Below are 22,139 nucleotides of genomic sequence, written 5' to 3'. Positions count from 1 at the left end.
GGCCTGAAAATTGCGATCACTAATAAATTACTTTTGATAAATTCCAACATAACGTTGGTAAATATTAACAATTATGACAATACCCTCCCATTAGTTGAACGTTAGTAATCCTAAAATAAAAGGAAAATTTATAATGCAACCTAAATCCCCCCCTAGACAACATAAATGGTTTTTATTACCATTTATGTTGTTTCTATTTACGCAGGTGACCTTAGCCGCCACCGAAAATGCTTATGATAAAACCGTCATGCATCCCGCTATTCCTTTATTAGATGAACAGGGACAACATGTATTAACAACCGGGAATGCTTATAGCCCTCGGTCCAGTTGTGGATCCAGTGGCTGTCATGATTATGATGCGATTACTCATGCTTACCATTTTGAAATGGGGCGTGATGAAGCGGATGATATGTACGGTAAGAAAAGAGGTTTACCTCAATTAGTTTCTCCTGGTTATTTTGGAGGCTACTCTTGTATGGGTGGAAGTCGCCCTAATATTCTTTCAAAAAAATCTAATGCTAATGCGGTTGAATTTAAAGATCGTGGTGCAGCAGGTTTTATAAAAGATTGTGCGGGTTGTCATGCGGGAGGTGGTTTTGGTGAAAAAGATCGTAACGGAATGCGTTATGACCAAAAACAAGAAGCCCATATTACGCCATTAGATGGTGATTATTTTGAACGTAAATCTAATGTTGCAGGGGTAGGACATGACCCTGAATTAAAAAAACAACTTGTTCGCTGGGATTGGAAAAAAACAGGTGTCGTTGAAAATGATTGCATGATGTGTCATGCCGATTTTTCCGCTTTGAAAAAATTTCCAGCAAGTGGCGCAGGATTAGGCTTAAATGATTTATCCGATAAATCCAGTTCTGCTCTTGATTTTTACAAAAGAGCTAGAAGTTCTATTTTAATAGGGAATGATTTTTTCAGAGAGTCTACTTCGCCTATTTGGGAATTTTATAATATCAAACCTGACGCGCCTGAAGGTTTACAGTTAATGCATATGGTGCGTAACTTTAAGGAAGGCAAAGAAGGGGATGCTAGAGGCTATACTTTTGCTTTAGGCGAAAATGGCAAACCAATGATGAATTGGAACCCAGCTGCCTTTGATGAAAATGGCAAAGCCCATATTCCAATGCTACGTTTCCCTGGTAATGATAACTGTATGTTATGTCATCGCACTAGTAATTCACGCCGTGGATTTTATGGTTTTGGTGATGCCGCTGTCGCGTCCTTTGATGATGATGGTGTTATTGAAGAAGACTATCAAGATGACGTTCATAAAGGTAAAGAATTTACTGATGACAACGGTCAAGTTAGAGCGATTGAAAACTGTAATACCTGTCACTCACGTAACTATAAGAAACCGACGTTTTCCAATGCGGAACTAAGTGCCGATCATAACTTTTTGAAAGGTAATTCCGACATGGATGTGCGTAATGATTTAGATTATGCGCCGAATGCAAAAAGCTGTGAGAACTGTCATGACACGATGATAAATAATATTGTCCCATCGGGTCAAGCCAATATGCAGGATGCTCACAGAGAATTGTGGAAAGCAAATGGTGACATGGCAGGTTATGAGCTTGCTCAGTTAGATAGCATTACTAAAACCCATTTGGATGTAATTAGTTGTCAAGCTTGTCATATTACAGGTAAGCAATCCCGTGGCACACCGATTCAAACCTTATTCCGCTACCGTCAAGCCGAAGATGGTAAGTCTAAAATCTTCCCTTATAACCCTAAAATTCGTTATTATTGGAAAGATAAAAACAGTGACTATGTATTATCACGCTTAGACAATGATGCTGTTTTTGAAGTCAGGAAAAATGCAGCGGATGAAGAATATGCCGCAATTGTTGATGCACAAGGGAATGAGTTAGGACAAGTCACCTTTAAACAAGGCAGACATGGCCCATCTTATGGCGCCCCTGAAAACTACGAAACCTTTGTTGCGTTGAAAAAAGCGTATGACAGTGTTTTAGCGAGTAAAGGAATTCCTAACGCCAATGTACAACAAGTTTGGTTAGCCTCGAACATGTATATTATGTCTCATAATGTACGTCCATCAACATCTTCTGTTCCATGTGAAAGTTGTCATACACGCAAACAAAGCGGTGCCTTTAGCGCATTGGTTGCAGCGGATGGTATTTTAGGGACGGGTATTGTTAAAGAAGTGACGACTGTTCCTGATAAACGTTTAGTTGATGAAGGCTATATTGTTTTTAAAATGGATACTTATAAAGTTCATGCGGATGGCAAAGTAACCGAAAATGTCGGCGATATTCTTTACAGTTCACGTCTTGATCCATTTGTTACTTTCTTAAAAGGAAGCAGCGCAAATTTCCAAGAAGCTGAATTTAAAGCCAACACATTAGTTCCCGCGTTGGCTAAAATCGGCATGTTAGGTGGAATTAAAGATCAACTGGTTGCGTCACTCGGTGGTGATGTTCCTATTTTCTTATTAGATACACACCAAGGTAGTAAAGCCCTTAAAGGTTCCAGTGTATTTGGTATTAATAAAGGAATGGCTGGCTTATTATTTCCTAGCTACCGTATTGAAACCCAAGCTATTAGCAGTATTCCTGCTGACTTAGCGGCTTTAGTTGAAAGTGTTATTCCAGGTAGTAAATTAGCCTCAAGCATTCATGGTTTTATTGCTAAAGATAAGGATAGAGCAAGAGTTTCTAATTTACTGGATCCTGTTTATGTGAAAATACCTTATACAGGTAGAGCCTCATCTGCGAGTCAAGTCAATGTCGTTTGTTCTAAAACGGGGGCGCAAATAGGCCGCTTAGATCCAAGCAGTATTGTGTCATTTAACCCGCATACCGAAGCAAGTGATGGTTATTTGATTTTTACCACCACGCAGTTGCAATATTGTGCGATATTGGATGTTATTTAACCTCATTAAATAATTTGTTTTAACTTAATTAATAGAGTGGCGAAAGTCGCTCTATTTTTTATAACCGACCCAAACGAATAAAATGAATACAGAAACTGAAACCGAACAAACAACTCGACTAATGAAAGTCGCGCCTTGGGCCGCAGGGGCTGGGATTGCTGTGGGACATATTCTAACCTCATCCAATTGCACTATTCCTAAACAAGGGCTATGCAGTACCTGTGGAAGTTGTGTTGTTGCGTTAGGCTCATTAGTTGCGTGGGCAATGATAAAAAAACGTCAAGGGAATGATTTTTATTCCGAGGAAAAAATAAGCTAAGAATGTGTATAAAATCACTTAGACTTTTTGTCAAAGTCATTTTATGGACATTACTTTTGTCCGCTACAGCTCACGCAGGTAATTGGAACGGATCACTGACGACTAAAGTTCAAGCAGACAACCGAATCAGTAACGAAACCAGTTATTCCAGTGAGATATGGGGAACCTATGAATATCGAGGGGCTAACAATAATTGGCGAATCGCTTATGATTTTTTATTGCGTGGAAGTGATTTAGACTCCAAAACGGATGATCTAGCGGAATTTGGAATAGGTTATGAAAGTGGCTATAAAACGTATCAAGCCTTCATAGAAAAAACCTTTTCGTTTATGGATACCACTATCAAAGCAGGACGCTTTCAACGCTCTGATAATTTGGGGTTTTATTTATTAGATGGCGCAGAAATTTATTATCAATCTAAAAACAAAGGGCTTGCCTTTAGACTCTATGGCGGCAAACCCAGCCGAATAGATCATTTAAAAACTGAAAAAGCCGATTTATTGTACGGCGCGGATGTCATGTTTCACTATACCCCACGATGGGAAGGAAACAACTGGCTTCCTCTAGCCCTTGATGTTATTGACTTACGCCTAGGGTTTCAACAGTTTAATAATACCACTGACATTGGGCTTTTAATTGATGCGGATGATAGTGTTAAGCTGATTGACCAAACCCGTCTTTCTGTCGGATTTAACACCGAGGGACGGATTCTAAATTGGCTGAGTGATAAATTTGAAATTCGTTTATTAGCCACCTATCGACTGGATAAACATTTTTTTGAAAATATGCTCTTTGAGACTCAATTAGATGTGAATAAAAATTTACGATTACGTTATTCGTATGAACTTTATGATCCTAATCGAATCTCATACCCCAGTTTCAGAGAACGTTTTTATAATTATACCAACTTGGGACATCAAGCGTTATCACGAGCGCGTTTTGATTATCGCTTATTTGAAGCCCTCACGATTTCACTCGGAGGACTCCATAGTAACCGAGAGATTGGAGGAACAGGTAATGGTGTTAATGCGGCTTTAAAAATTAAACCGTGGTCAGGCAATACAACAACTGTTTCGGCTGATTTTCTTGAATTAGGCGATGAAAGTCTTTACACCCTTGGATTCCGATTTAAGCAAGCGATCACCTCAAAACTTTCATTAGAAGTGGAAGCCATTATTCGTAAAGAAGATAAATTACTCTATGGGGATAATAACGTGCTGGGTGGCGAAATCAAAGTGGATTATATGTTAAAAAATAACTTAGTCCTGTCATTGGACACCAACTACATCCGTAACAGTAATTTTGGCGATGAGCATTTAGGGCGTTTTCAAGTGACCTATTATTTCGACAACTTCAAACCTAAAGGTCAATAGTGTTTAAATTATTAATCTTGATCGTCTCCTTACTCCTCGGCTTCACCGCCATCAGTGATGAATTACCCGATAAAAAGCCCGACGATAAAAAAAGCTGGTGGGAAAATCGTAATGCCAAAGAAGAACGTGCCGACATCTTTTATCCTCATAATGCTCACATGCAAGTGATGGATGAAGAAGGTGATAGCTGCATGTTATGTCATACCTTTAATAGCAATAGCACGATTAAAGAAGCGCGTTTAAAAGCCTTAACAACGATTGCCAATGAAGCCTTAGAACCTATTTGTCATGATTGCCATGTCGATGATTTAAGAGCGCCGTGGCGGTGTAATTTATGTCATCCTGATCCTGAAAAAATATGGCCTGATGACCATAATTTTGATTATATTTTACATCACAGTGAAGATGCTCGACAGGATGAAACCATTTGTAAAACCTGTCATTTAGACCTCTCATTTTGTACCAATTGTCACTTACGCCGTGATACCAGTGGTGATGATTATCATCCTATGGGCTACCAATCAAGACATGGGATGGAATCTCGAATGATGTCAGGAAATTGTGGCCGTTGCCATAACACTTTTTTCTGTCGTGATTGCCATCGAAGTAAGGAATAGGAAAAAATGATTAAATTTTATCTAGGGGGGTTATTAAGTTTATTGCTCTTAATTAGTTACCCTGCACAGGCTTTAGAAGAAGGCACTTTATTTTTAACCTCCACTCATGGGGGCGACGGTTCCGCGTGGAGACAAACGCAATGTGATGGTTGTCATCTATTAAACCGTATTCATCAACAGCGCGGGCGTTCAGTTCAAACCATTGTCCGTCGTAAAGGCTATGAAAGTTGTACAGGGTGTCATGGTCGTAATGGCACCGATCTTAAAAAACCCTGCATACTTTGCCATAACCCACAAGATTTACCCACCGCACCCACCTTAACAGGGGCGGAAAACCATAATTTTATCGTAGGTCAAGTCAATGGCTTAACCGATGAACAGTGTATTAGCTGTCATCAAGCTTCCAACATGAATGGACAATTTGAACTTAATGTTGATTTAACCGCCTTTCCTGATGCGAATGGACGTAATGAAGACTATTCACGAATCACTGATTTTTGTCTACGTTGTCATAATTTAGACCATCAACAACCCGGTTATGAAATTTTAAATAAGAATTTTCGAGATCCGTTAGTTGCGATGGAAAAAAATTATAACTTTCTGGATATGCACGGTTATCCCAAAGGCAGTGGCCAGCGAACCTATTTTGGTTTAGTGCCTAATTACCGCTACGCCTCGGTCGTTGAATGTACCGATTGTCATGCGATGCACGGAACTCATAACCCTAAATTAATTATTGATTCCGCCTCAAAAGGAGCGACTCAATTAGCCGACCCCACGGATTACCCTGTGAATGTTATTAATGGGGATTATTCACAACTTTGCGTGTTATGCCATCGAATGCAAAACCCCGTAGAAGATGGCCGTTTAGATACAGGGAATGGATTATCAGGGGTTCATTTAACGGGCGCGGATGAAGATTGTCGTCAATGTCATACGCATGGCCAAGCGGTACAAGTTGGCTTATGAACACCTATTTAGGCTTTTTATTATTACTCCTGAGCTTTAACGCACATAGTTTTGAATACATTGATAAAGAAGGTAAAAAACGAGAAATGCCTGAGTTGCATCATATTTTAGATGTTAAATTATTAGAGACCATGAGACCGCCTAAAGAGTTTGAAGTCAGTGATGATAGAACCTTACAGTGTGTAACCTGTCATGGCACTGAAGAGATAGAAACCCTAGCCATAGAAGATGTGGATAAAGAAGCGGATAACTTTTTACGGGGGGGACGTTATCGCAAACTAACCGATTTTTGTTATAACTGCCATCAAAAAAAGGCCAATACACGTAACAATATTCATATTTTATTAGACGAAAATGATCATATTATTGAACATAAATGTAAATATTGTCATGAAGAAGTTCAAGATCAAAATGAAGCCAAACTGATTGATGAAGTGAAATTAAGACTTCCTGCGGAAATACTTTGTTATGGTTGCCATTTAAAAACCCCGCATTTGAATACAATAGAGCATTTAGTTGAATTAAAAGATAAAAAGCTTGAGCAATGGAAATATACCACTAAAGAAAAAAATATTTATATGCCGTTAACAAAAAAGGGAAAAATTATGTGTATAACCTGTCATGCACCGCATCAAAAAGGGATTTTAAAAGCCAGCTTACCCGCAGCAAAACAAGTTGAAGATGTTGCATTAAAAGAAGGGGTTCTTTATCAAAAACATCCTTGGGCAGACGTTTATAAAACCGATAAAAAAGTGCGTTTGGAGGCCTTTAATCAAAAAACGGGTGAAAATTTACGTTTAGAATATAAACGAATTAAAGCGGAAGTTTTATTACGCTTACCTGCTAAAAATGGGGAGTTATGTTTAAGTTGTCATACGTTTGATTATTAGCGTTATTACTCGCGTCTATTTTAAAGTCATACATTTTATATTTCACATTCCATTTTTATAGTTCAGGTACTTTATGCGTATTCTTAATAATATTAAAGCGATCCCTTTTGTTCAAAAATATCGCTATTCAGTGATATTAATTTCGAGCTTAAGTTTTTTAGGGCCCTTAGCATTCTTACCGCAACTGGTTGGCAATGATGATTTATGTGGCGTACTGTGTATGCGGCGTTTTTATCTGTATTTTCCTGGGATGACTTTTGAGGATTTTTTCACTCATATTAATGTTGCATTTATTGGGGTTATTGCTTTTGCCTTAATTTTATTAACCACTTTTTTTTATGGACGACTTTGGTGTTCGTTTCTCTGTCCTGTGGGCGGACTCGCTGAATTAGGCAGTCGCATGTTAAATGATCGTTGGAAAATTGAATTTCGTGCCTTACCGCAAGTTCAAATTCGCTATGGTTATTTCACGGTTTATTTAGTCTTAATGCCGTTACTGGGAATTAGTGCCTGTACTTTATGTAATTTTATAACCATTCCCCGTTTAATAGAAGCCCTGCAAGGGGAATACCGAGGGATAGTTTATATTGTTTCATCCGTTGGTTTAGTGAATTTAGGCTTATTGTTTATTTTAGGTTTTTTTGCAAGTAAAGGACGGGCTTATTGTCAATTTTTATGTCCGATTGGAGCAGCCGATGGTTTGGTCAATCGTTTAGGGGCAAAATTTAATTTTACCCATCATATTCGGGTTGAAAAAGAACGGTGTACAGGCTGTAACGTCTGTGCGCGAGCGTGTATGTGTGGTGCAATTAAAATGGTTGATCGTGTCGCGGTTGTCGATCAATTATCGTGTATGTCGTGTCATGATTGCGTGGATGTGTGTGATTGGAATGCGATTGAATGGACACCTGCATCGCGTCATAAAGAACCGAAACGGATTAAAAAGCATGTACAAATTTTCCCCGATCCTAATTGGCAATCTATTAATGTACATGATCAGCCTAAAATTAATATTACTTCAAAGAAAGTTAATAGAGCGCGTCTAATTAATGGATTAATTGTTAGTTTTTTTCTTTCTTTTATTGCGGTTACTTCAGTAATGGCAATGGTTTAATTATTTTATTATTCTTTAACTTTTTGATGAGACTATTTATTCAAATTCTAAGCATTGTTTCACAAATTATGATTTATTGTTTAATTGCAGGAACATTATATGCTAATGAACGGCATATTGATCCTGATGGATGTTTATCTTGCCATGCTTTAACAGGATTGCAATTTATAGATAAAAAAGGTTTATTACGGATTAGTACAATTGATAAATCACATTATTATAGCTCGTTACATGGTAGTGTCCCTTGTAAAGATTGTCATCGAAAAATAACCAATTATCCACATAAAGTTGAGAATGGCTATGTTGATTGTGCAGAATCGTGTCATGTTAATGAACCGTCCAAGGGGGAAGCTTATACCCATAAACCTATTGTGGAAGAATTTGAAAAATCGGCACATGGTCAGGGCTTAGTCAAAGATTTTGCGGGTGGAAATCGTTTAAAAGAAGAATTAGAAGAAGTCAATCCTTCTTGTCGTCGTTGTCATGCGAATACGGCTTATATTGCTGACGATCAAATGGAGCAATTTAAAACGGCTTTTATGCACACAGAAACTGAGTGTGGAACATGTCACCAAGGCGATGTATGGCGTGACCAGTTTGGCGGACATATATTAAGACGGCTAGTGGGATCTCGTTGGAAAAAACAAGGCAATAATAAAATGTGTGTGGATTGTCATGCAAATCAAGAACGGATGGCAAAAGTTGAATTAGAAGACCCAGAAACCCACGAAAAGCATAAAGTAGATCGACGATGGATAGATGCCACTGAAAGTTATGATCGCACCTTACATAGTCGAATTTTAAAAACGAAAATCGAAGCAGGAGCATCGTGTTTAGATTGCCACGCGCCGACAGAAAAAGGTAAATTTCGACATAATATTTATCGTGATGAAGATAAACTCTCGGCAACGCACCCTGAAAAATTAGCCAAAACCTGCGCTCAAAGTGGGTGTCATGAATTTGCAAATACACCGCTGAATGCTGGCTTTGTGGAAACGGATTTACATGATGTTGACCAGCTTCAAATTCTTAATTGGTTGAGTTTAATTGATAGTGAACGTTTAGAATCAAATTGGCAACGTGCTTTTTATATCGTTGGAATAGTGGTGATAGTTTTTATTTTTGGGGCCTTTATCTGGTTATTTACGGGCATTAAAGCCAAAAAACAAGCCCCTATTTTAGGAAATGACTCTTTTGAAAAAATTATGATTGGTCGAAAAATAAGAAAAAAACCTAAAAAGAAGCCCGTCGTTAAGAAAAAATCACCCCCTGCTATTAAGCCAGAAGTTGAAGCATCCCCTATTGTTAAATCAGAAGTAAACGATAATTCTATTGAAAAAGCTGAATCTAATAGTGATAAAGGTAAACCCTCTATATGAAAATCATAAAATGGCAACAAAGTTTAACAATTGTTAGTTTGATTTTTGGATTACCCATCGTTTACGCTAATGAGTCACCACTCATTGTTAAATTAATTGAAGCGGCTCAACCAACAACTGATGAGATTGCTCAAGCTAAAAAAATATTAAAGATTAAAAAAGAAATCAAACTGTTAGATGATTTAACTTTAGCCCCGTTTCATAAACGTGATAAATCGGCCATTAAAAATACCGAGCAAATTTATTGTAATAGTTGTCATTTACCCTTGCCACATTCTAAAAGTTTGCGAACCCGTACCTTTATGAACATGCACAGTGAATATATCGCTTGTGAAAGTTGTCATTTTAAACCTAAAAATATCAGCCTTGATTATCGCTGGTATGATTACACAAAGAATCAAGAAGCTGAAAAAAAATCAGGTCGTCTACATTCGGGGCGTAATAAAAATGATGAAACGCCTTTATTAGTAAGAACAGGTGCTGTAAAAATCGCGCCTTTTTTTGAAAATAAACCTGCATTAATTACTCGAAACCATGCGTTTTCTAAAAATTTACAACAGCGTTGGAAACAAGCCGATCTTGATGAAAAATCTGAGATTCAGGCTAACATTCATCAGCCTTTAATCACTAAAGGAACAGAATGTGTTGATTGTCATACGAAAGCATTAGGAAAAGAAAAAGGGTTATTTAATTTATTTTCCTTAGCCGATTCAGAGGAACAAGCAAAATCAATTCAAAGGAATACCATCGCTGATTTTTTCAAACATTATAAACCTGAAAAACCTCTTGCTGCGGGTGAATTACCTAAATTAGAACAACGGATTAAAATGACCGATTTACTTAATTAAAATATGAATAAATCAAGCTTTTTATTTTTACTCCTCATTTTTCTCAGCTTTCCCGTTTTAGCCAACAATATTCCTGTTGTCAATAAAGTAGTTAAGTTTCAAGGCAATTTACAACAACCCAGTGCCGTAGCTATTTCTGAAACAGGACAGGTTTATGTCTTAGACGGGACAAATCACCGAGTGGTGGTTTTTTCTGAAACAGGTCAACGTTTATTTCAATTTGGAGCAAAGGGAAAAAATGGCTTAAATAAACCGATGGATATTAGCCTTTTTGGACAACAAATTGTTGTGGCCGATACAGGATTAGAACGGCTGGTTATTTATAATTTACAAGGTCACTTTATTAAGGAAATTGAGTTAGATAACGGCGGTGACGAAAAAATAAACCCGCCTGTGCCTATTTCTGTTTTTATGGATGAAACCCATATTTATTGGGGTGATCGTCCCAATCATCGCATTTGTAAAACTAAGCTTAAAACGGCACAATTAATTCAATGTTTCGGTAAACGCGGTGAAACCGAGGGCTTATTTCAATATCCGTGGCAAATAGCCAGTGACCGTGATGGTTATTTACATATTGTGGATGTGCTGAATGGACGCGTGCAAATTTTTCATAAAACAGGTCGATTTTTTTCGCAAACCTCACATTTTGGTTTAAATGAAGGCGAACTTTATCGCCCTAATGGTATTGCCATTGATGACACCGATACGGTTTTTATTAGTGACAGTTATTTTGGGACAGTCTCGTTATTTAAAAACAATAAATTTATCACCCCCTTAAGAATGGCAGATGGTTCACTGTTAAAATTTAAAGTTCCAGTTGGCGTGGCTTTACATAAAAATTATCTTTATGTGGCGGATGCCGAAGAAAATAGTGTTTATCAAATAAGTCTTAGCTATGTTGATGAAAAAAGCCTAAATTTAAAACCTAGTCAAAATAAATCACCGTCAATTTCCCAAAAGAATTGTGTTACTTGTCATTTATCATGGGCAAAAGAAAAACAATTAACCTCGCAAGATTATAAAGATGAAGTCTTACCCGTGGCTTCTTTTGAAATGTGCTATAGCTGTCATCATGGGGTTATTTTAGATTCCCGTTTAATGATAAAACACGAGGGACAGCATCCGAGTATTTATGATCCTGAAAAGGACAAATGGACGCTTAAGGAAATGAATAAGCGCACCGATGAAATGCCCAAAGAATTTCCAATCACCCACAACAAGGAAATGTTATGTACCAGTTGCCATACACCGCATAACAGTGATGAAGGGGCGCAAACCTTATATGTTGAACATCAAAATTCATGGATGCGAATCAGCAGTAAAGACGGCGATTTATGTGAGCGGTGTCATGAATCAAAAACTAAAAATGCGCGTGAATTTGATAAAAATAACCGAGGCATTAATCATCCTTTAGCGATTAAATTAGAGCGTCCGTCTAAACAAGGGGATGCGGGTTATGCAACCGAAAAAGCGTTACAAAAAGGCTTACCTGATGATTTGAAAAAAGCGTTAGCCAGTTTAAGCACTCAAAACCAGATTATTTGTCAAAGTTGCCATCAGGTTCATGGTGGCAAGGGTAATGACTTATTAGCGATTACGAAAGATAAAGGGGCGTTGTGTGTTCAATGCCATGCAAAACAAGATTCTAAAGATGAAAAAGAGGCGCGGCGTAAAGGCATTCATCCCGTTAATGTCAAATTAGAAAAACCGATTACTCGAAAAGGTGAAAAAATAACCAAGGTCGCTTGCGATAGTTGCCATAAGGTTCATAACGGTAGTTTAGGCACGGATTTATTGCCTAATAACATGAAAAAATCCGAAGATTTATGTATGGATTGTCATGCGCGTCAACATGCAAAAGATGAGGATGAAGCCTTAGCTAAAGGCGTGCATCCCACTAATGAAAAATTGGAAGACCCTGTAAAGATAGGGGGTAAAAAAATTCATAAATTAGGTTGTCTAAGTTGTCATAGTATTCATGATGGTGAGCCTAACACGCCTGCTTTATTAGAAAAATACAAACAAGATGAAATTTGTAAAAATTGTCATAAAAAATACTTTGCCAAAGATAAAAAAGAAGCGACCAAAAAAGGCTTGCATCCTACGCATGAGAAATTAGAAAAATCGGTTAAAATTGGCGATAACACCATTAAGAAATTAACCTGTCGCAGTTGTCATAGTATTCATAAAGGTAAAAAGAATACACCCGCGTTAGTTCAAACTTATAAAAAAGATAAATTGTGTAAAAACTGCCATAAAAAATATTTTGCTAAAGATAAAAAAGAAGCAGTCAAAAAAGGCTTGCACCCGACGCATCAAAAATTAGAAGAAGCGGTTAAAATTGGTGATAACAAAATTGAAAAATTAACCTGTGGCAGTTGTCATAGTGTTCATGAAGGTAAAAAAAATACACCCGCCCTTGTTCAAGCTTATAAAAAAGATGAATTATGTAAGAACTGTCATAAAAAATATTTTGCTAAAGATAAAAAAGACGCCTTAAAAAAAGGCATTCATCCGATGAATGATAAATTGGATGAAAAAGTTAAAATTGCTGATAAAGACGTACAGCAAATGGGGTGTTTAAGTTGTCATGTGATTCATGAAGACGGAGAGCCTGAAACGCCCGCGTTATTAGAAAAATATAAAAATGGCGAATTGTGTAAACATTGTCATGAAAATAAACGTCCGATTGTGGGAACAGATCATGATTTACGGATTACCGCAAAAGATAAAAAGAATCATTTTGATGAGTTACCGAAAGAGTCGGGGGTTTGTGGAACCTGTCATACAATGCACCGAGGCGATGGCAAACAGCCTCATTTATTCGCCGCTAAAAGGGTTCGTAATACGGATACAGGAAAAGATAAAGGCGACAGTCCTTTATTTGAAGAAGACAAGTTATGTTTAAATTGTCATCAAGAAGGGGGAATGGCGGAGAAAAGAGCGGTTAAATATTTTAGTCATCCGTATCGAGATATGGTTTTGCGCTCGAATGAAAAGATTATGCCGTTATTAGGTAAAAATGGAACGATTAAAGAATTTGGTTCAATTGCGTGTATTACCTGTCATGAGCCACATTTATGGCAGCCTTTAGCCGTTAACAATAACCCTAAGCCTTTTTTAAATAAAAAGAATCTTGAAGGGACGAGTAAAGATAGTTTTTTAAGGCGTTTAGGCGTGATTGATACGTTTTGTGTGGATTGTCATAGTCTTGAGGCATTGCCTAAATATAAGTATTATCATGATAAAGATAAGGTTAGGAATATTGGGGTTGATTATTTGAAATAATAACTGGAAATACCCGAATTTTCGGAGCTGCTTATTGGCGAAAAGGAAAAAAATTTATGAGAAAAAAATTCAATACAGTAATGAACCCATAGGCGAGTTTAAATTGGTAACAGATTTTTTACCTTCTCCCTCTGAATTAGCTTTAAAAAATAAAAAGACAAAAGTGACTACTTCACTTAGTTCAGAGAGTCTTTCTTATTTTAAAGATATTGCCGAAATACATCACATGTAATATCAAAAAATTATTCGGCAATTACTTGATGAGTATGTTTCAAATCAAAGAAAATGTTGATGAAAAACTCAATTGAGAGTCAAAGAGTTATGTTTTTGAGTTGAGGCAGCAACATTATGATTAACCGCAAGATGTCTTCTATTTTTCCCTCGGGTCGTATAAAGAGTTCGTTACGGATTTGCATTTTGTGGAAAAGAATAAAGCGTTTTATCCAATCACAATAGCTGTTTTCGGTATGGATGGAATAATGTTTGGGTCGCATTATATTTTTTACGTCACTAAGCAGTTTCATGTTTTTGTTGACATTTTTTCACAGGGGGCTAGAATCAGTCTTATAATTAAATATAAGGTATATTCGCCTGACAATACCTTCGCCAATTTGAATTTTTAGCCAAAATTTTCCAAAACCTAATATTTTAGGTCTAATAAAATCAATTGGTTACAAACTTTTAAAATGATATTTCAACTTACTTTAATATGTTTGGCGAAGGTATTGGCCTGAATATCCAGTTAATATCAAAATATACTGGTGAATCTATCTGAAAAATTTTAAAAACGGGCAAAGTTACCTGATTTTCTGGCTATATCGGGTTATTCCGGTAAAAGAGCCTACTAATCAATTGTTAGATGCAAAGAGGATTTATGAGTATCGGTAAAACAATAAGGATATATCTTGATGACGGCTCGGTTTCGGGTATTCGTCATGCTGAAATTGTAAATTGGACTGGTCAAGCCGTTTCATCTCCTCGAACTCAAATTAAATCTCTTTCAGCATGGGAAGAGTCAAAAAAACCTGGAGTTTATTTTCTCTTTGGGGTTGATGAAGAAAGTGGTCATGATGCTGTTTATATAGGTGAAGCAGAAAATGTATTGGATCGTTTACAAAACCATATTGCGAATAAAGATTTTTGGAATGAGGTGGTTTTCTTTACAAGCAAAGATGAAAACCTGACAAAATCGCATGTCAAATACCTCGAATCACGCCTAGTCCAGATTGCAAAAATATCGGGTAGATATGTCGTTCTAAATGGTAATGAGCCTCAATTACCAGTGTTACCGAGAGGCGACAGGGATGCAATGGAAGAGTTTATTTCAAATTTAAAAATTTTATTGGGAGCTGTTGGATATAAAGTATTGGAACAGTTAGCAGAGGGAATATCAAATACTGCAGTTTCGGAAGAGGTAGTAGTAGAACTGGATAGTTCAGAATCTATTTCCTTCGAGCTACTATTAAAGGTAAAAGGAATTAATGCAAAATCATATTTAACTAATGAGGGTATTGTTGTATTAACTTCATCACAGGCATCAAAAACAGTTAAAGAAAGTCTTTCTGGAGGATATAAAAAATTACGGGAGCAACTGATAGAAAATGGAGTATTGATGAAAACTGACTCTGGTTATGTTTTTACCAAAAACCAATTATTCAAAAGCCCGTCTCAAGCCGCAGCTATAATTGTCGGGTATGCAATAAATGGAAGACATCATTGGCAAACCCCAAACGGATTAAGTTTAAAAAACATTGAAGAATCTAATGCAAAAAGCATCTAATCGGGTAGCCAAGGGTATCTCACCCTCAGCCCCCACACCACCCTGCGTGCGGATCCGCACAGGGCGATTCATTAACCCAGTGTTACTAACACTTAATCCAGCTATTACTTACATAGAATAGCCCTTGTCGTTTAGACAAGTTTTCATCAAAGGTTGGGGTTATGTTTTCACGCTGACGATGACCTTTTCCTGTCGGAAAATAGGGCTTCTTCAAGTTAAACATTCCTCTTACCTTTTGGTTAATGTTCAGCCCTTCACCGTGTCCCAACCATTACGATGGGCGTTTGATTACTATGGCTTCTGCTGACTTCTGCTTAAACAATCAATCCATTACTGAATTGACCGCCGTCGATTTTCCATCACATTCGCTCTCTTTGGTTGATGGATTCCAAAAAGCCAAGACATTTTCTAACCCTGCGCCTTTTACAGGTTTCTTATCGACTGCCTGTTAAGCAGACCTCCCCAGATAAGAACATGAACTGTCACGCCACAACCTCATCATTTACGTTATCTCACAAACCTTGGGTTTCGTTGTCTTGTGCCAACTCACCTCAGAGACTACGCCTAATATGATATTTCTGTTCGTAGGCTTGTCGTTTTGCACTTAGGCTTCCTTCTCACAAACCCTCGCGGTCTTGCAATTGCCCTCAGCTAGTAGTTATACTTAGCCTACAAATGTACGCTAAGGACTCAGGATTTAATAAAACCCGAAGATACAGGGTCAACAGGGACGGCAACATAATTCCATTGAGGCAAGAATTCATCAAACTGAATTCGCATATTTTCTTTGAAATCATCCGCTACTTTACGCCCTATTTCAAAGGTTGTATTGAGAATGCTCGAAAATACTTTTAAGCCTGTAGTAGTTTTGGCTTTTGCCATCAAATTATTAACCAATTCAACATTTTTAAAAACAACGCCTTTGCAAGCTCTTGTAATATGCGGAAATAAGCGATGTTCTATTGGGTTATATTTCGATGTCAGGAACCGTACATAATCATACGGGTCTTGACAATTAACGAGACTGCGAGTAAACCAATAACAATCATTGAATACATAAATTTGAATGCAGGCTCAAAATAGACCCGACGACTTTCACCTGTAAAAAAAATTAAGGTCGCATTTAAATCAATGTCTAAAACAACATGTCCTTTTAATGAGCCATCATTCTGATAAATTTTTATACACGCAGAAATACATAATTCACGCCCTACACTGGATAAATTAAGGTTCGGTGACCACAGGAATATTACTATCAACACCCGCTAAATAATAAGATCGCCGACTACGATCAATTCCCTCTCCTATCGCAGGAATATTTTTAAAATTAGTTCCTGAAATATTAGGACAAATCTGTTTACCCTTTTCATCTAATAAGTAAAGGATGCTTATGAACGGATAGTGGTCGCAAAGTGAGGTGAGTAATGAGGATAATTCATCATAAGATTGCTCAAACATTTTTTCATTGGCAAAACAACCTAATATAGAGGCTAACAAATAATGAATTGAATCACGATGGTCATCGTACTTTTCAATAATATTAATGTAACTCATTTTAGACATTTATCATTCCTTTTTGCTTATAGTGTGATTACGTTCGTCCATGTTGAAAACTAATTTAAAGTAAACCTAAAATGCCAAAACCACCCAAGTTGTAATAACTTGGGTGGTTTTAAGGGGATGTCTTTAAATGAGCGACTAACTTAAATTGATCGAATTAATTTTAAGGGATAACGTTTAAATTATTTAAAATTAAAATCAAGCGAATAAAGAATTAAAAGCTTACGCCCGCACCAACCCAAATGTTTTGAGCATCAAAACGCCCATTATCGCCTTGAAAATAAGCGTATTTCGCGAGCAAGGAATAATGTTTAGCAAATTTTTTGGTGACTAAAAAATTCCATTCGTTACCATAATCCGTACTGCCTGTATCATCGGTATATTCATGGTAAATACCGACAAGTTTAACGCCTTTTATTTTTGTTCCTAATGAGGCATAAACATCACGTAAACCATCGGCTGGGGTACCTAAAAATTGGTCAGACCACCCATTAAACGCATGGCCTGTTGCTAATGGTGTATCGAAAGTTTTTAAGGCCCCTTTACCATCCAATTGCTCAAAACCCACTTTTGCAGTCACATTAAAGGCTGAAAGTCCGCCCATGACATGGTAATAATCGGCTTCATACTGCGTTGGGTTATCACCATAATCTTTTTGATACGCGTACTCAGCCCGATAAAGTGCTTTTAGGGTCTCGTTAATTTTAGTTCCACCGTTAAAGCTGATGCCATAGGTTTGATTTGACGCGTGTAAATTATAAGGCGCAGGGGTTGAACCATTGATGTCCATCCAATACCCATAAGCGGTTAATGCGCCAATATCTTTAATTTTATAGCTAACATTTAAAAACGGGGTTTGCATCGGTTCAACCATCGAACGAATGTTTTGCGCTTGTGCAATATAACCTACTTTAATGGTGGTATTCGGCAATGATTTATTAGTAATTAAAACCGCATCAAAGGTTTGCTCCATTTGTCGCCAGCCAACATTACCAATGAAGCGATCATTATCTAATTTTATCCGTTGTCGCCCTACTTTAATAACCGTATCCGCTAGGCCGTTATAACTTAACCACAGTTGATTAAGTTCATGTTCTTGAGGGTCAAGAATCGTTTCAAATTCACTTTTTCCATTACGGGTACTGTTATAAGTATTTACGCCAATATCTTGCATCCCTTCGTATTCGGCATAGCCTTGAAAACCATGAAATTCAGGACTTAAATAACCAATCCGCAAACGTACGGTTGAGGCATTACCCACTTTTTTTGAAGGATTTATTGAATCGTCATTTTCATAGCGATAATTTAAATCGAATTTTACTTTTCCATATTTACCTTCACTATTACCAAATTGAAGGGCTTTTTCAATATTTTTATTAATAATGTAGTCAGCGGCGTATAAATTGGAGACCAGTAAAAGTGATAATGTCCCCACTGAAAGCAATGATCCCTTGAGTGACGGGGGGCCAAAAATAGTCATGATATTTCCTTAATATAGATGAAATGATTAATATGAAAAGAGTGTGACACATAAAAAATAATTTAATGTATTTTATCGCATTCCACTAAAAAAGTGAGCAAGATTTCATCATATCTATAACAATCAGGGTGTTCTAATAAACTTTGACGATGATGAAGTCTGGGGCGTTTTATTTCCTCAACCTTACCTATTTTAATCAACGCATCAACGGCTTCTTTAGCTGTTTTTTTGTAAATAAAATTATCAGCCTCGAACAATATTGATTCAATTTAAGCCAACTTTCTAAAATATGATGGATGAGGGCAACCCTATTAATTATTAAAATATCAGGAATCATACTTTTTACAACCAAGCCCTACAAGATATTTAATGGTCTTTTTATCAGTAGGTTAATTAGGTGGATTAGACTATTCCGCTACCCACTCACGGCTTTCTTATAAAAAAATTTTGACAGGCGTATAATAAAGGCACTTTTAATAAGGCAGTGTTCATTGACAAAATAATAAAGATAACCGATAGATGAGAAACGTACCTTAAGGATTGAGGACGTAATGATTTAATGACTTAATTTTTAGATTTAAAATACACTAACATGCTTGATATTATAGATGTTTTTCCTTGGAATGAGAATTTTGAAACCGGTATAAAAATTATTGATTCTTAACATAAGCGATTAGTTGAATTATTAAACTTATTAGCGAGCCATATTGCTTATCAATCAGAAAAACCCACCTTAAATACCATTTTTACAGAGCTTTCAGAATATGCTCTTTATCATTTTGAGACTGAGGAGAAAATTTGGCAACACTATTTTAAAAACGATGACTGGCTAATCAAGCATCAACACGTTCATCAAGAATTTATAACAACCATTAACACGCTAAAAAAAGATAACCCTTCTGAAAAAACACGTGAAGAAATTCTTTCATTTTTAATCCACTGGCTGGCTTTTCATATTTTAAAAAGTGATCAGCGAATGTCTAAGGTCGTGTTAGCACTACAAAATGGCGACTCATTAATGGCGGCCAAAATAAGTGCTGATAAAGAAATGAATGGCGCAATGAGAATTTTAATCGAAACTATTCTCTGTATGTACGATAATTTATCAACCCGAACCTTACAATTAATGCGTGAGGTTGTGGAACGTGAAAAAGCGGAAGAAAAGCTACGATTAGTGGCGAATGTTTTTAATAAAACGCTGGATGCGATTTGCATTACAGATAACGACTTTAAAATTATTGATGCTAACCCGACGTTCTATCAACTTTCAGGACGTACTGAGCTTGAAATATTAGGAAAAACCTTAGAATCTATTGAATTTGGTCTTAAAGATGATAAATTAACCACCATTATCTGGGAGCTTGTTCATGCTCAAGGGTATTGGAATGGCATTGTTTCTTGCCGTGATAAAAGGGGGAATTACAGTCTGAATGGCTTACCCTGTCTTCAATAGACTTGTTCTTCTAAATAAAATATATTAAAATCAATTGCTTATATATACTTGATAACATTCACAATCAGTTGATACAGCCTAATAAATAAACTTTAAATTAAATTATTAAAAATAATAAATAAGCTTTATAATAAATTTCTATAAAAAATAAAAATCAAAGTATAACATGAAAATAAAAGAAATTTTACCAAGAATTTATGATGATAGACAGTTAAGAGCTTTAACAGGATTAAAAACAGAACATTTTATTTTACTATTATCTCTATTTGAAAAGACCCTTATTGAAGATCAAAAAGAAAAACATGAAAATAAAGAAAGAAAATACGGTAGTGGTTTAGATAGCACATTAAAAAAACCCGCAGACAAATTATTATTTATATTAAATTATATGAAGTGCTATTCTACTTTCGATCACTTAGGGTTTTCTTTTAATATGAATAAATCATGCGCCCATACTCATGTATACAAATTATTTCCAATTTTAATAAAGACGTTAGATATATTTAATGTTTTACCTGCAACAAGTTTTTCAACCCCTGAAGAAATGCAGCAGGCTTTTGGCGGAGTTCAAACATTGATAATAGATGCTACAGAGCGTGCTGTACAACGCCCTAGTGACTATGAAGAACAAAATGAATTTTACAGTGGTAAAAAAAACAGCATACAATTAAAAATACCACTATAGCTTCTTTAGGTCATTTAATTTTATATATTGGGGTTAGTTTTCCAGGTAAAAATCATGATTATGGAATGTTTAAAAAAGAATTTAATCCAGAATTAAATTGGTTTAGTAATTTTAATATATTTATTGATTTAGGTTATTTGGGGTTTAATAATGAATATAAAACTAATTCGGTAAATATTCCTCATAAAAAACCAAATAAATCTAAGCATAATCCAAACCCAACATTAACAGAAAATCAAAAAAAAAGAAAACAAAGAGATGAGTCGTGAAAGAGTCATTGTTGAGCATGTAATCGGTGGAATGAAAAGATATAGATGCCTAGTTGACAAGTTTAGAAATAAAAAAGAAGGTGTAAAAGATTTATTTTCTTTTTTTAGCGGCTATCCTATGGAATTTTAACATGATATATTAACTTCTTCTTAAAGAACAAGTCTAATTAAAAATGATTTAAACCAATTGACTCATTATGTTGCCGTTTTTTCTAATGTCACTAATTTATTAAAAAACAGCATAATCTGGAACGTATCGCTCATTATGATCCCTTAACAGGGCTGGCAAATCGTCTCTTATTTTCTGACCGTATAAAATTAGCGATAGCACATGCCGAACGGACAGGAACTTTTTTAGCCATCTGTTATCTTGATTTAGATGGCTTTAAATTAATTAACGACCAATTAGGTCACGCCGCAGGTGACATTCTGTTAAAGGTAATCGCCCAACGCTTTTTAAAAACCGTTCGTACCGATGATACCGTCGCACGTTTAGGCGGCGATGAATTCGTTATTTTATTAGGCGATTTAAAACAAACCCATGAAATCAAACAATTATTAGACCGATTATTATCAAAAATAGCCGCTCCAATCATTATTCAGGCGAATACAGTTCATGTTTCTACCAGTATTGGGGTCACTTTTTATCCCAAAGATGATAGTGATGCACACAGCCTTTTACAACATGCCGATGAAGCAATGTATGAAGCAAAACGCTTGGGAAAATCAAGGTATTGTTTATTTGGTTCAAAGCAACATTAATATAGTGTAATATGATTTTCTATATTAAATAATTTTCCCTTGGGTAACTAAAAATATGAGTGATATTCCAAACGATTTACACTATGCAAAGACTCATGAGTGGATCAAACTTGAATCGGATAACATTGCCCGTGTGGGGATTAGTGATTTTGCACAATCTCAATTAGGCGATTTAGTGTATGTTGAACTTCCGAGTATCGGTGACAAGGTTGATACCAGTCATTCTTGTGCTGTTGTCGAATCCGTAAAAGCGGCCTCTGATTTATTTGCCCCCGTTTCAGGTATTATTACCGCCGTTAATACCGACCTAACGGACAGCCCTGAATTGGTTAACGACGAACCTTATGAAAGCTGGATATTTTGTCTTAAAATTGATGACCTTGAGGCGTTAAAAACATTGATGAGTGCCAATGATTATCAAACATTAACCAACGATAGTTAGCGC

Annotated in this window: 26 protein-coding genes; 18 read left to right on the top strand and 8 right to left on the bottom strand. The window is 36.4% G+C overall.

Going from position 1 to position 22,139, the window contains the following annotated elements; translation table 11 throughout:
* Positions 1–133: 133 nt before the first annotated feature.
* From Q9M50_01005 to Q9M50_00955, 11 genes are all read left to right on the top strand, one after another.
* Complete coding sequence (locus Q9M50_01005) at positions 134–2,905, top strand: cytochrome C (GenBank protein MDQ7089215.1); 2,772 nt, start codon at positions 134–136, stop codon at positions 2,903–2,905.
* A gap of 82 nt (positions 2,906–2,987) precedes the next feature.
* The gene (locus Q9M50_01000) at positions 2,988–3,224 is read left to right on the top strand and encodes a hypothetical protein (GenBank protein ID MDQ7089214.1); all 237 of its coding nucleotides are present in this window, start codon (positions 2,988–2,990) and stop codon (positions 3,222–3,224) included.
* A gap of 2 nt (positions 3,225–3,226) precedes the next feature.
* Complete coding sequence (locus Q9M50_00995; GenBank protein MDQ7089213.1) at positions 3,227–4,597, top strand: hypothetical protein; 1,371 nt, start codon at positions 3,227–3,229, stop codon at positions 4,595–4,597.
* Complete coding sequence (locus Q9M50_00990; protein ID MDQ7089212.1) at positions 4,597–5,214, top strand: hypothetical protein; 618 nt, start codon at positions 4,597–4,599, stop codon at positions 5,212–5,214. Before Q9M50_00995 ends, Q9M50_00990 begins: the two co-directional genes overlap by 1 nt.
* Before the next feature lie 6 nt (positions 5,215–5,220).
* Positions 5,221–6,183 (top strand): cytochrome c3 family protein, encoded by a 963-nt coding sequence (locus Q9M50_00985; GenBank protein MDQ7089211.1) that lies wholly within the window; start codon positions 5,221–5,223, stop codon positions 6,181–6,183.
* Entirely contained in the window at positions 6,180–7,073 is an 894-nt protein-coding gene (locus Q9M50_00980; GenBank protein MDQ7089210.1) for a hypothetical protein, read from the top strand. The genes Q9M50_00985 and Q9M50_00980 overlap by 4 nt, the downstream gene beginning before the upstream one ends.
* Positions 7,074–7,146: 73 nt before the next feature.
* On the top strand, positions 7,147–8,187 hold the full coding sequence (locus Q9M50_00975; GenBank protein ID MDQ7089209.1) for a 4Fe-4S binding protein: 1,041 nt from the start codon (positions 7,147–7,149) through the stop codon (positions 8,185–8,187).
* Positions 8,188–8,255: 68 nt separating this feature from the next.
* Positions 8,256–9,566, top strand: coding sequence for a hypothetical protein (locus Q9M50_00970; protein MDQ7089208.1), 1,311 nt, complete (start codon positions 8,256–8,258; stop codon positions 9,564–9,566).
* Entirely contained in the window at positions 9,563–10,414 is an 852-nt protein-coding gene (locus Q9M50_00965) for a hypothetical protein (protein MDQ7089207.1), read from the top strand. The genes Q9M50_00970 and Q9M50_00965 overlap by 4 nt, the downstream gene beginning before the upstream one ends.
* Before the next feature lie 3 nt (positions 10,415–10,417).
* Positions 10,418–13,705: a cytochrome c3 family protein gene (locus Q9M50_00960; GenBank protein ID MDQ7089206.1), complete on the top strand. Its 3,288-nt coding sequence runs from the start codon at positions 10,418–10,420 to the stop codon at positions 13,703–13,705.
* 34 nt (positions 13,706–13,739) lie between these two features.
* Entirely contained in the window at positions 13,740–13,937 is a 198-nt protein-coding gene (locus tag Q9M50_00955; GenBank protein MDQ7089205.1) for a hypothetical protein, read from the top strand.
* A 79-nt stretch (positions 13,938–14,016) separates the two neighbouring features.
* Here the strand turns inward: Q9M50_00955 and Q9M50_00950 are convergent, their stop codons facing one another.
* On the bottom strand, positions 14,017–14,229 hold the full coding sequence (locus Q9M50_00950) for a phage integrase N-terminal SAM-like domain-containing protein (protein ID MDQ7089204.1): 213 nt from the start codon (positions 14,227–14,229) through the stop codon (positions 14,017–14,019).
* 350 nt (positions 14,230–14,579) lie between these two features.
* Between Q9M50_00950 and Q9M50_00945 the strand changes: the two genes are divergently transcribed.
* The gene (locus Q9M50_00945; protein ID MDQ7089203.1) at positions 14,580–15,485 is read left to right on the top strand and encodes a GIY-YIG nuclease family protein; all 906 of its coding nucleotides are present in this window, start codon (positions 14,580–14,582) and stop codon (positions 15,483–15,485) included.
* A gap of 85 nt (positions 15,486–15,570) precedes the next feature.
* Here Q9M50_00945 and Q9M50_00940 read toward each other — a convergent pair whose 3' ends face one another.
* A complete protein-coding gene (locus tag Q9M50_00940; protein MDQ7089202.1) occupies positions 15,571–15,708 on the bottom strand; it encodes a hypothetical protein in 138 nt (45 codons plus the stop codon).
* A 70-nt stretch (positions 15,709–15,778) separates the two neighbouring features.
* Here Q9M50_00940 and Q9M50_00935 point away from each other — a divergent pair, with 70 nt between their 5' ends.
* The gene (locus Q9M50_00935) at positions 15,779–15,937 is read left to right on the top strand and encodes a hypothetical protein (protein MDQ7089201.1); all 159 of its coding nucleotides are present in this window, start codon (positions 15,779–15,781) and stop codon (positions 15,935–15,937) included.
* Positions 15,938–16,175: 238 nt separating this feature from the next.
* On the opposite strand, the gene Q9M50_00930 is transcribed toward Q9M50_00935, so the two are convergent.
* The 5 genes from Q9M50_00930 to Q9M50_00910 form a co-directional block, all read right to left on the bottom strand.
* The gene (locus tag Q9M50_00930; GenBank protein ID MDQ7089200.1) at positions 16,176–16,469 is read right to left on the bottom strand and encodes a hypothetical protein; all 294 of its coding nucleotides are present in this window, start codon (positions 16,467–16,469) and stop codon (positions 16,176–16,178) included.
* Positions 16,466–16,744: a hypothetical protein gene (locus Q9M50_00925; GenBank protein ID MDQ7089199.1), complete on the bottom strand. Its 279-nt coding sequence runs from the start codon at positions 16,742–16,744 to the stop codon at positions 16,466–16,468. Before Q9M50_00925 ends, Q9M50_00930 begins: the two co-directional genes overlap by 4 nt.
* Positions 16,710–17,048 (bottom strand): PDC sensor domain-containing protein, encoded by a 339-nt coding sequence (locus tag Q9M50_00920; GenBank protein MDQ7089198.1) that lies wholly within the window; start codon positions 17,046–17,048, stop codon positions 16,710–16,712. The genes Q9M50_00925 and Q9M50_00920 overlap by 35 nt, the downstream gene beginning before the upstream one ends.
* Before the next feature lie 211 nt (positions 17,049–17,259).
* Complete coding sequence (locus Q9M50_00915; GenBank protein ID MDQ7089197.1) at positions 17,260–18,525, bottom strand: alginate export family protein; 1,266 nt, start codon at positions 18,523–18,525, stop codon at positions 17,260–17,262.
* A gap of 62 nt (positions 18,526–18,587) precedes the next feature.
* On the bottom strand, positions 18,588–18,782 hold the full coding sequence (locus Q9M50_00910; protein ID MDQ7089196.1) for a hypothetical protein: 195 nt from the start codon (positions 18,780–18,782) through the stop codon (positions 18,588–18,590).
* 719 nt (positions 18,783–19,501) lie between these two features.
* Between Q9M50_00910 and Q9M50_00905 the strand changes: the two genes are divergently transcribed.
* The 4 genes from Q9M50_00905 (at position 19,502) to Q9M50_00890 (ending at position 21,062) form a co-directional block, all read left to right on the top strand.
* Entirely contained in the window at positions 19,502–19,978 is a 477-nt protein-coding gene (locus Q9M50_00905; GenBank protein MDQ7089195.1) for a PAS domain S-box protein, read from the top strand.
* Positions 19,979–20,144: 166 nt separating this feature from the next.
* Positions 20,145–20,663 (top strand): transposase family protein, encoded by a 519-nt coding sequence (locus Q9M50_00900; GenBank protein ID MDQ7089194.1) that lies wholly within the window; start codon positions 20,145–20,147, stop codon positions 20,661–20,663.
* Positions 20,664–20,728: 65 nt separating this feature from the next.
* A complete protein-coding gene (locus Q9M50_00895) occupies positions 20,729–20,932 on the top strand; it encodes a hypothetical protein (GenBank protein MDQ7089193.1) in 204 nt (67 codons plus the stop codon).
* A complete protein-coding gene (locus tag Q9M50_00890) occupies positions 20,922–21,062 on the top strand; it encodes a hypothetical protein (GenBank protein MDQ7089192.1) in 141 nt (46 codons plus the stop codon). Before Q9M50_00895 ends, Q9M50_00890 begins: the two co-directional genes overlap by 11 nt.
* Before the next feature lie 280 nt (positions 21,063–21,342).
* Here Q9M50_00890 and Q9M50_00885 read toward each other — a convergent pair whose 3' ends face one another.
* Positions 21,343–21,528 (bottom strand): hypothetical protein, encoded by a 186-nt coding sequence (locus Q9M50_00885; protein MDQ7089191.1) that lies wholly within the window; start codon positions 21,526–21,528, stop codon positions 21,343–21,345.
* A 221-nt stretch (positions 21,529–21,749) separates the two neighbouring features.
* Here Q9M50_00885 and gcvH point away from each other — a divergent pair, with 221 nt between their 5' ends.
* Entirely contained in the window at positions 21,750–22,136 is a 387-nt protein-coding gene (gene gcvH, locus Q9M50_00880; protein ID MDQ7089190.1) for a glycine cleavage system protein GcvH, read from the top strand.
* Positions 22,137–22,139: the final 3 nt, after the last annotated feature.

The sequence above is a fragment of the Methylococcales bacterium genome (genome assembly GCA_030949405.1).
Classification (GTDB): Bacteria; Pseudomonadota; Gammaproteobacteria; order Methylococcales; family Methylomonadaceae; genus WTBX01.
Note: the sequence above shows the minus strand (reverse complement) of the source record. Positions and strands in the feature narration are given on the sequence as shown.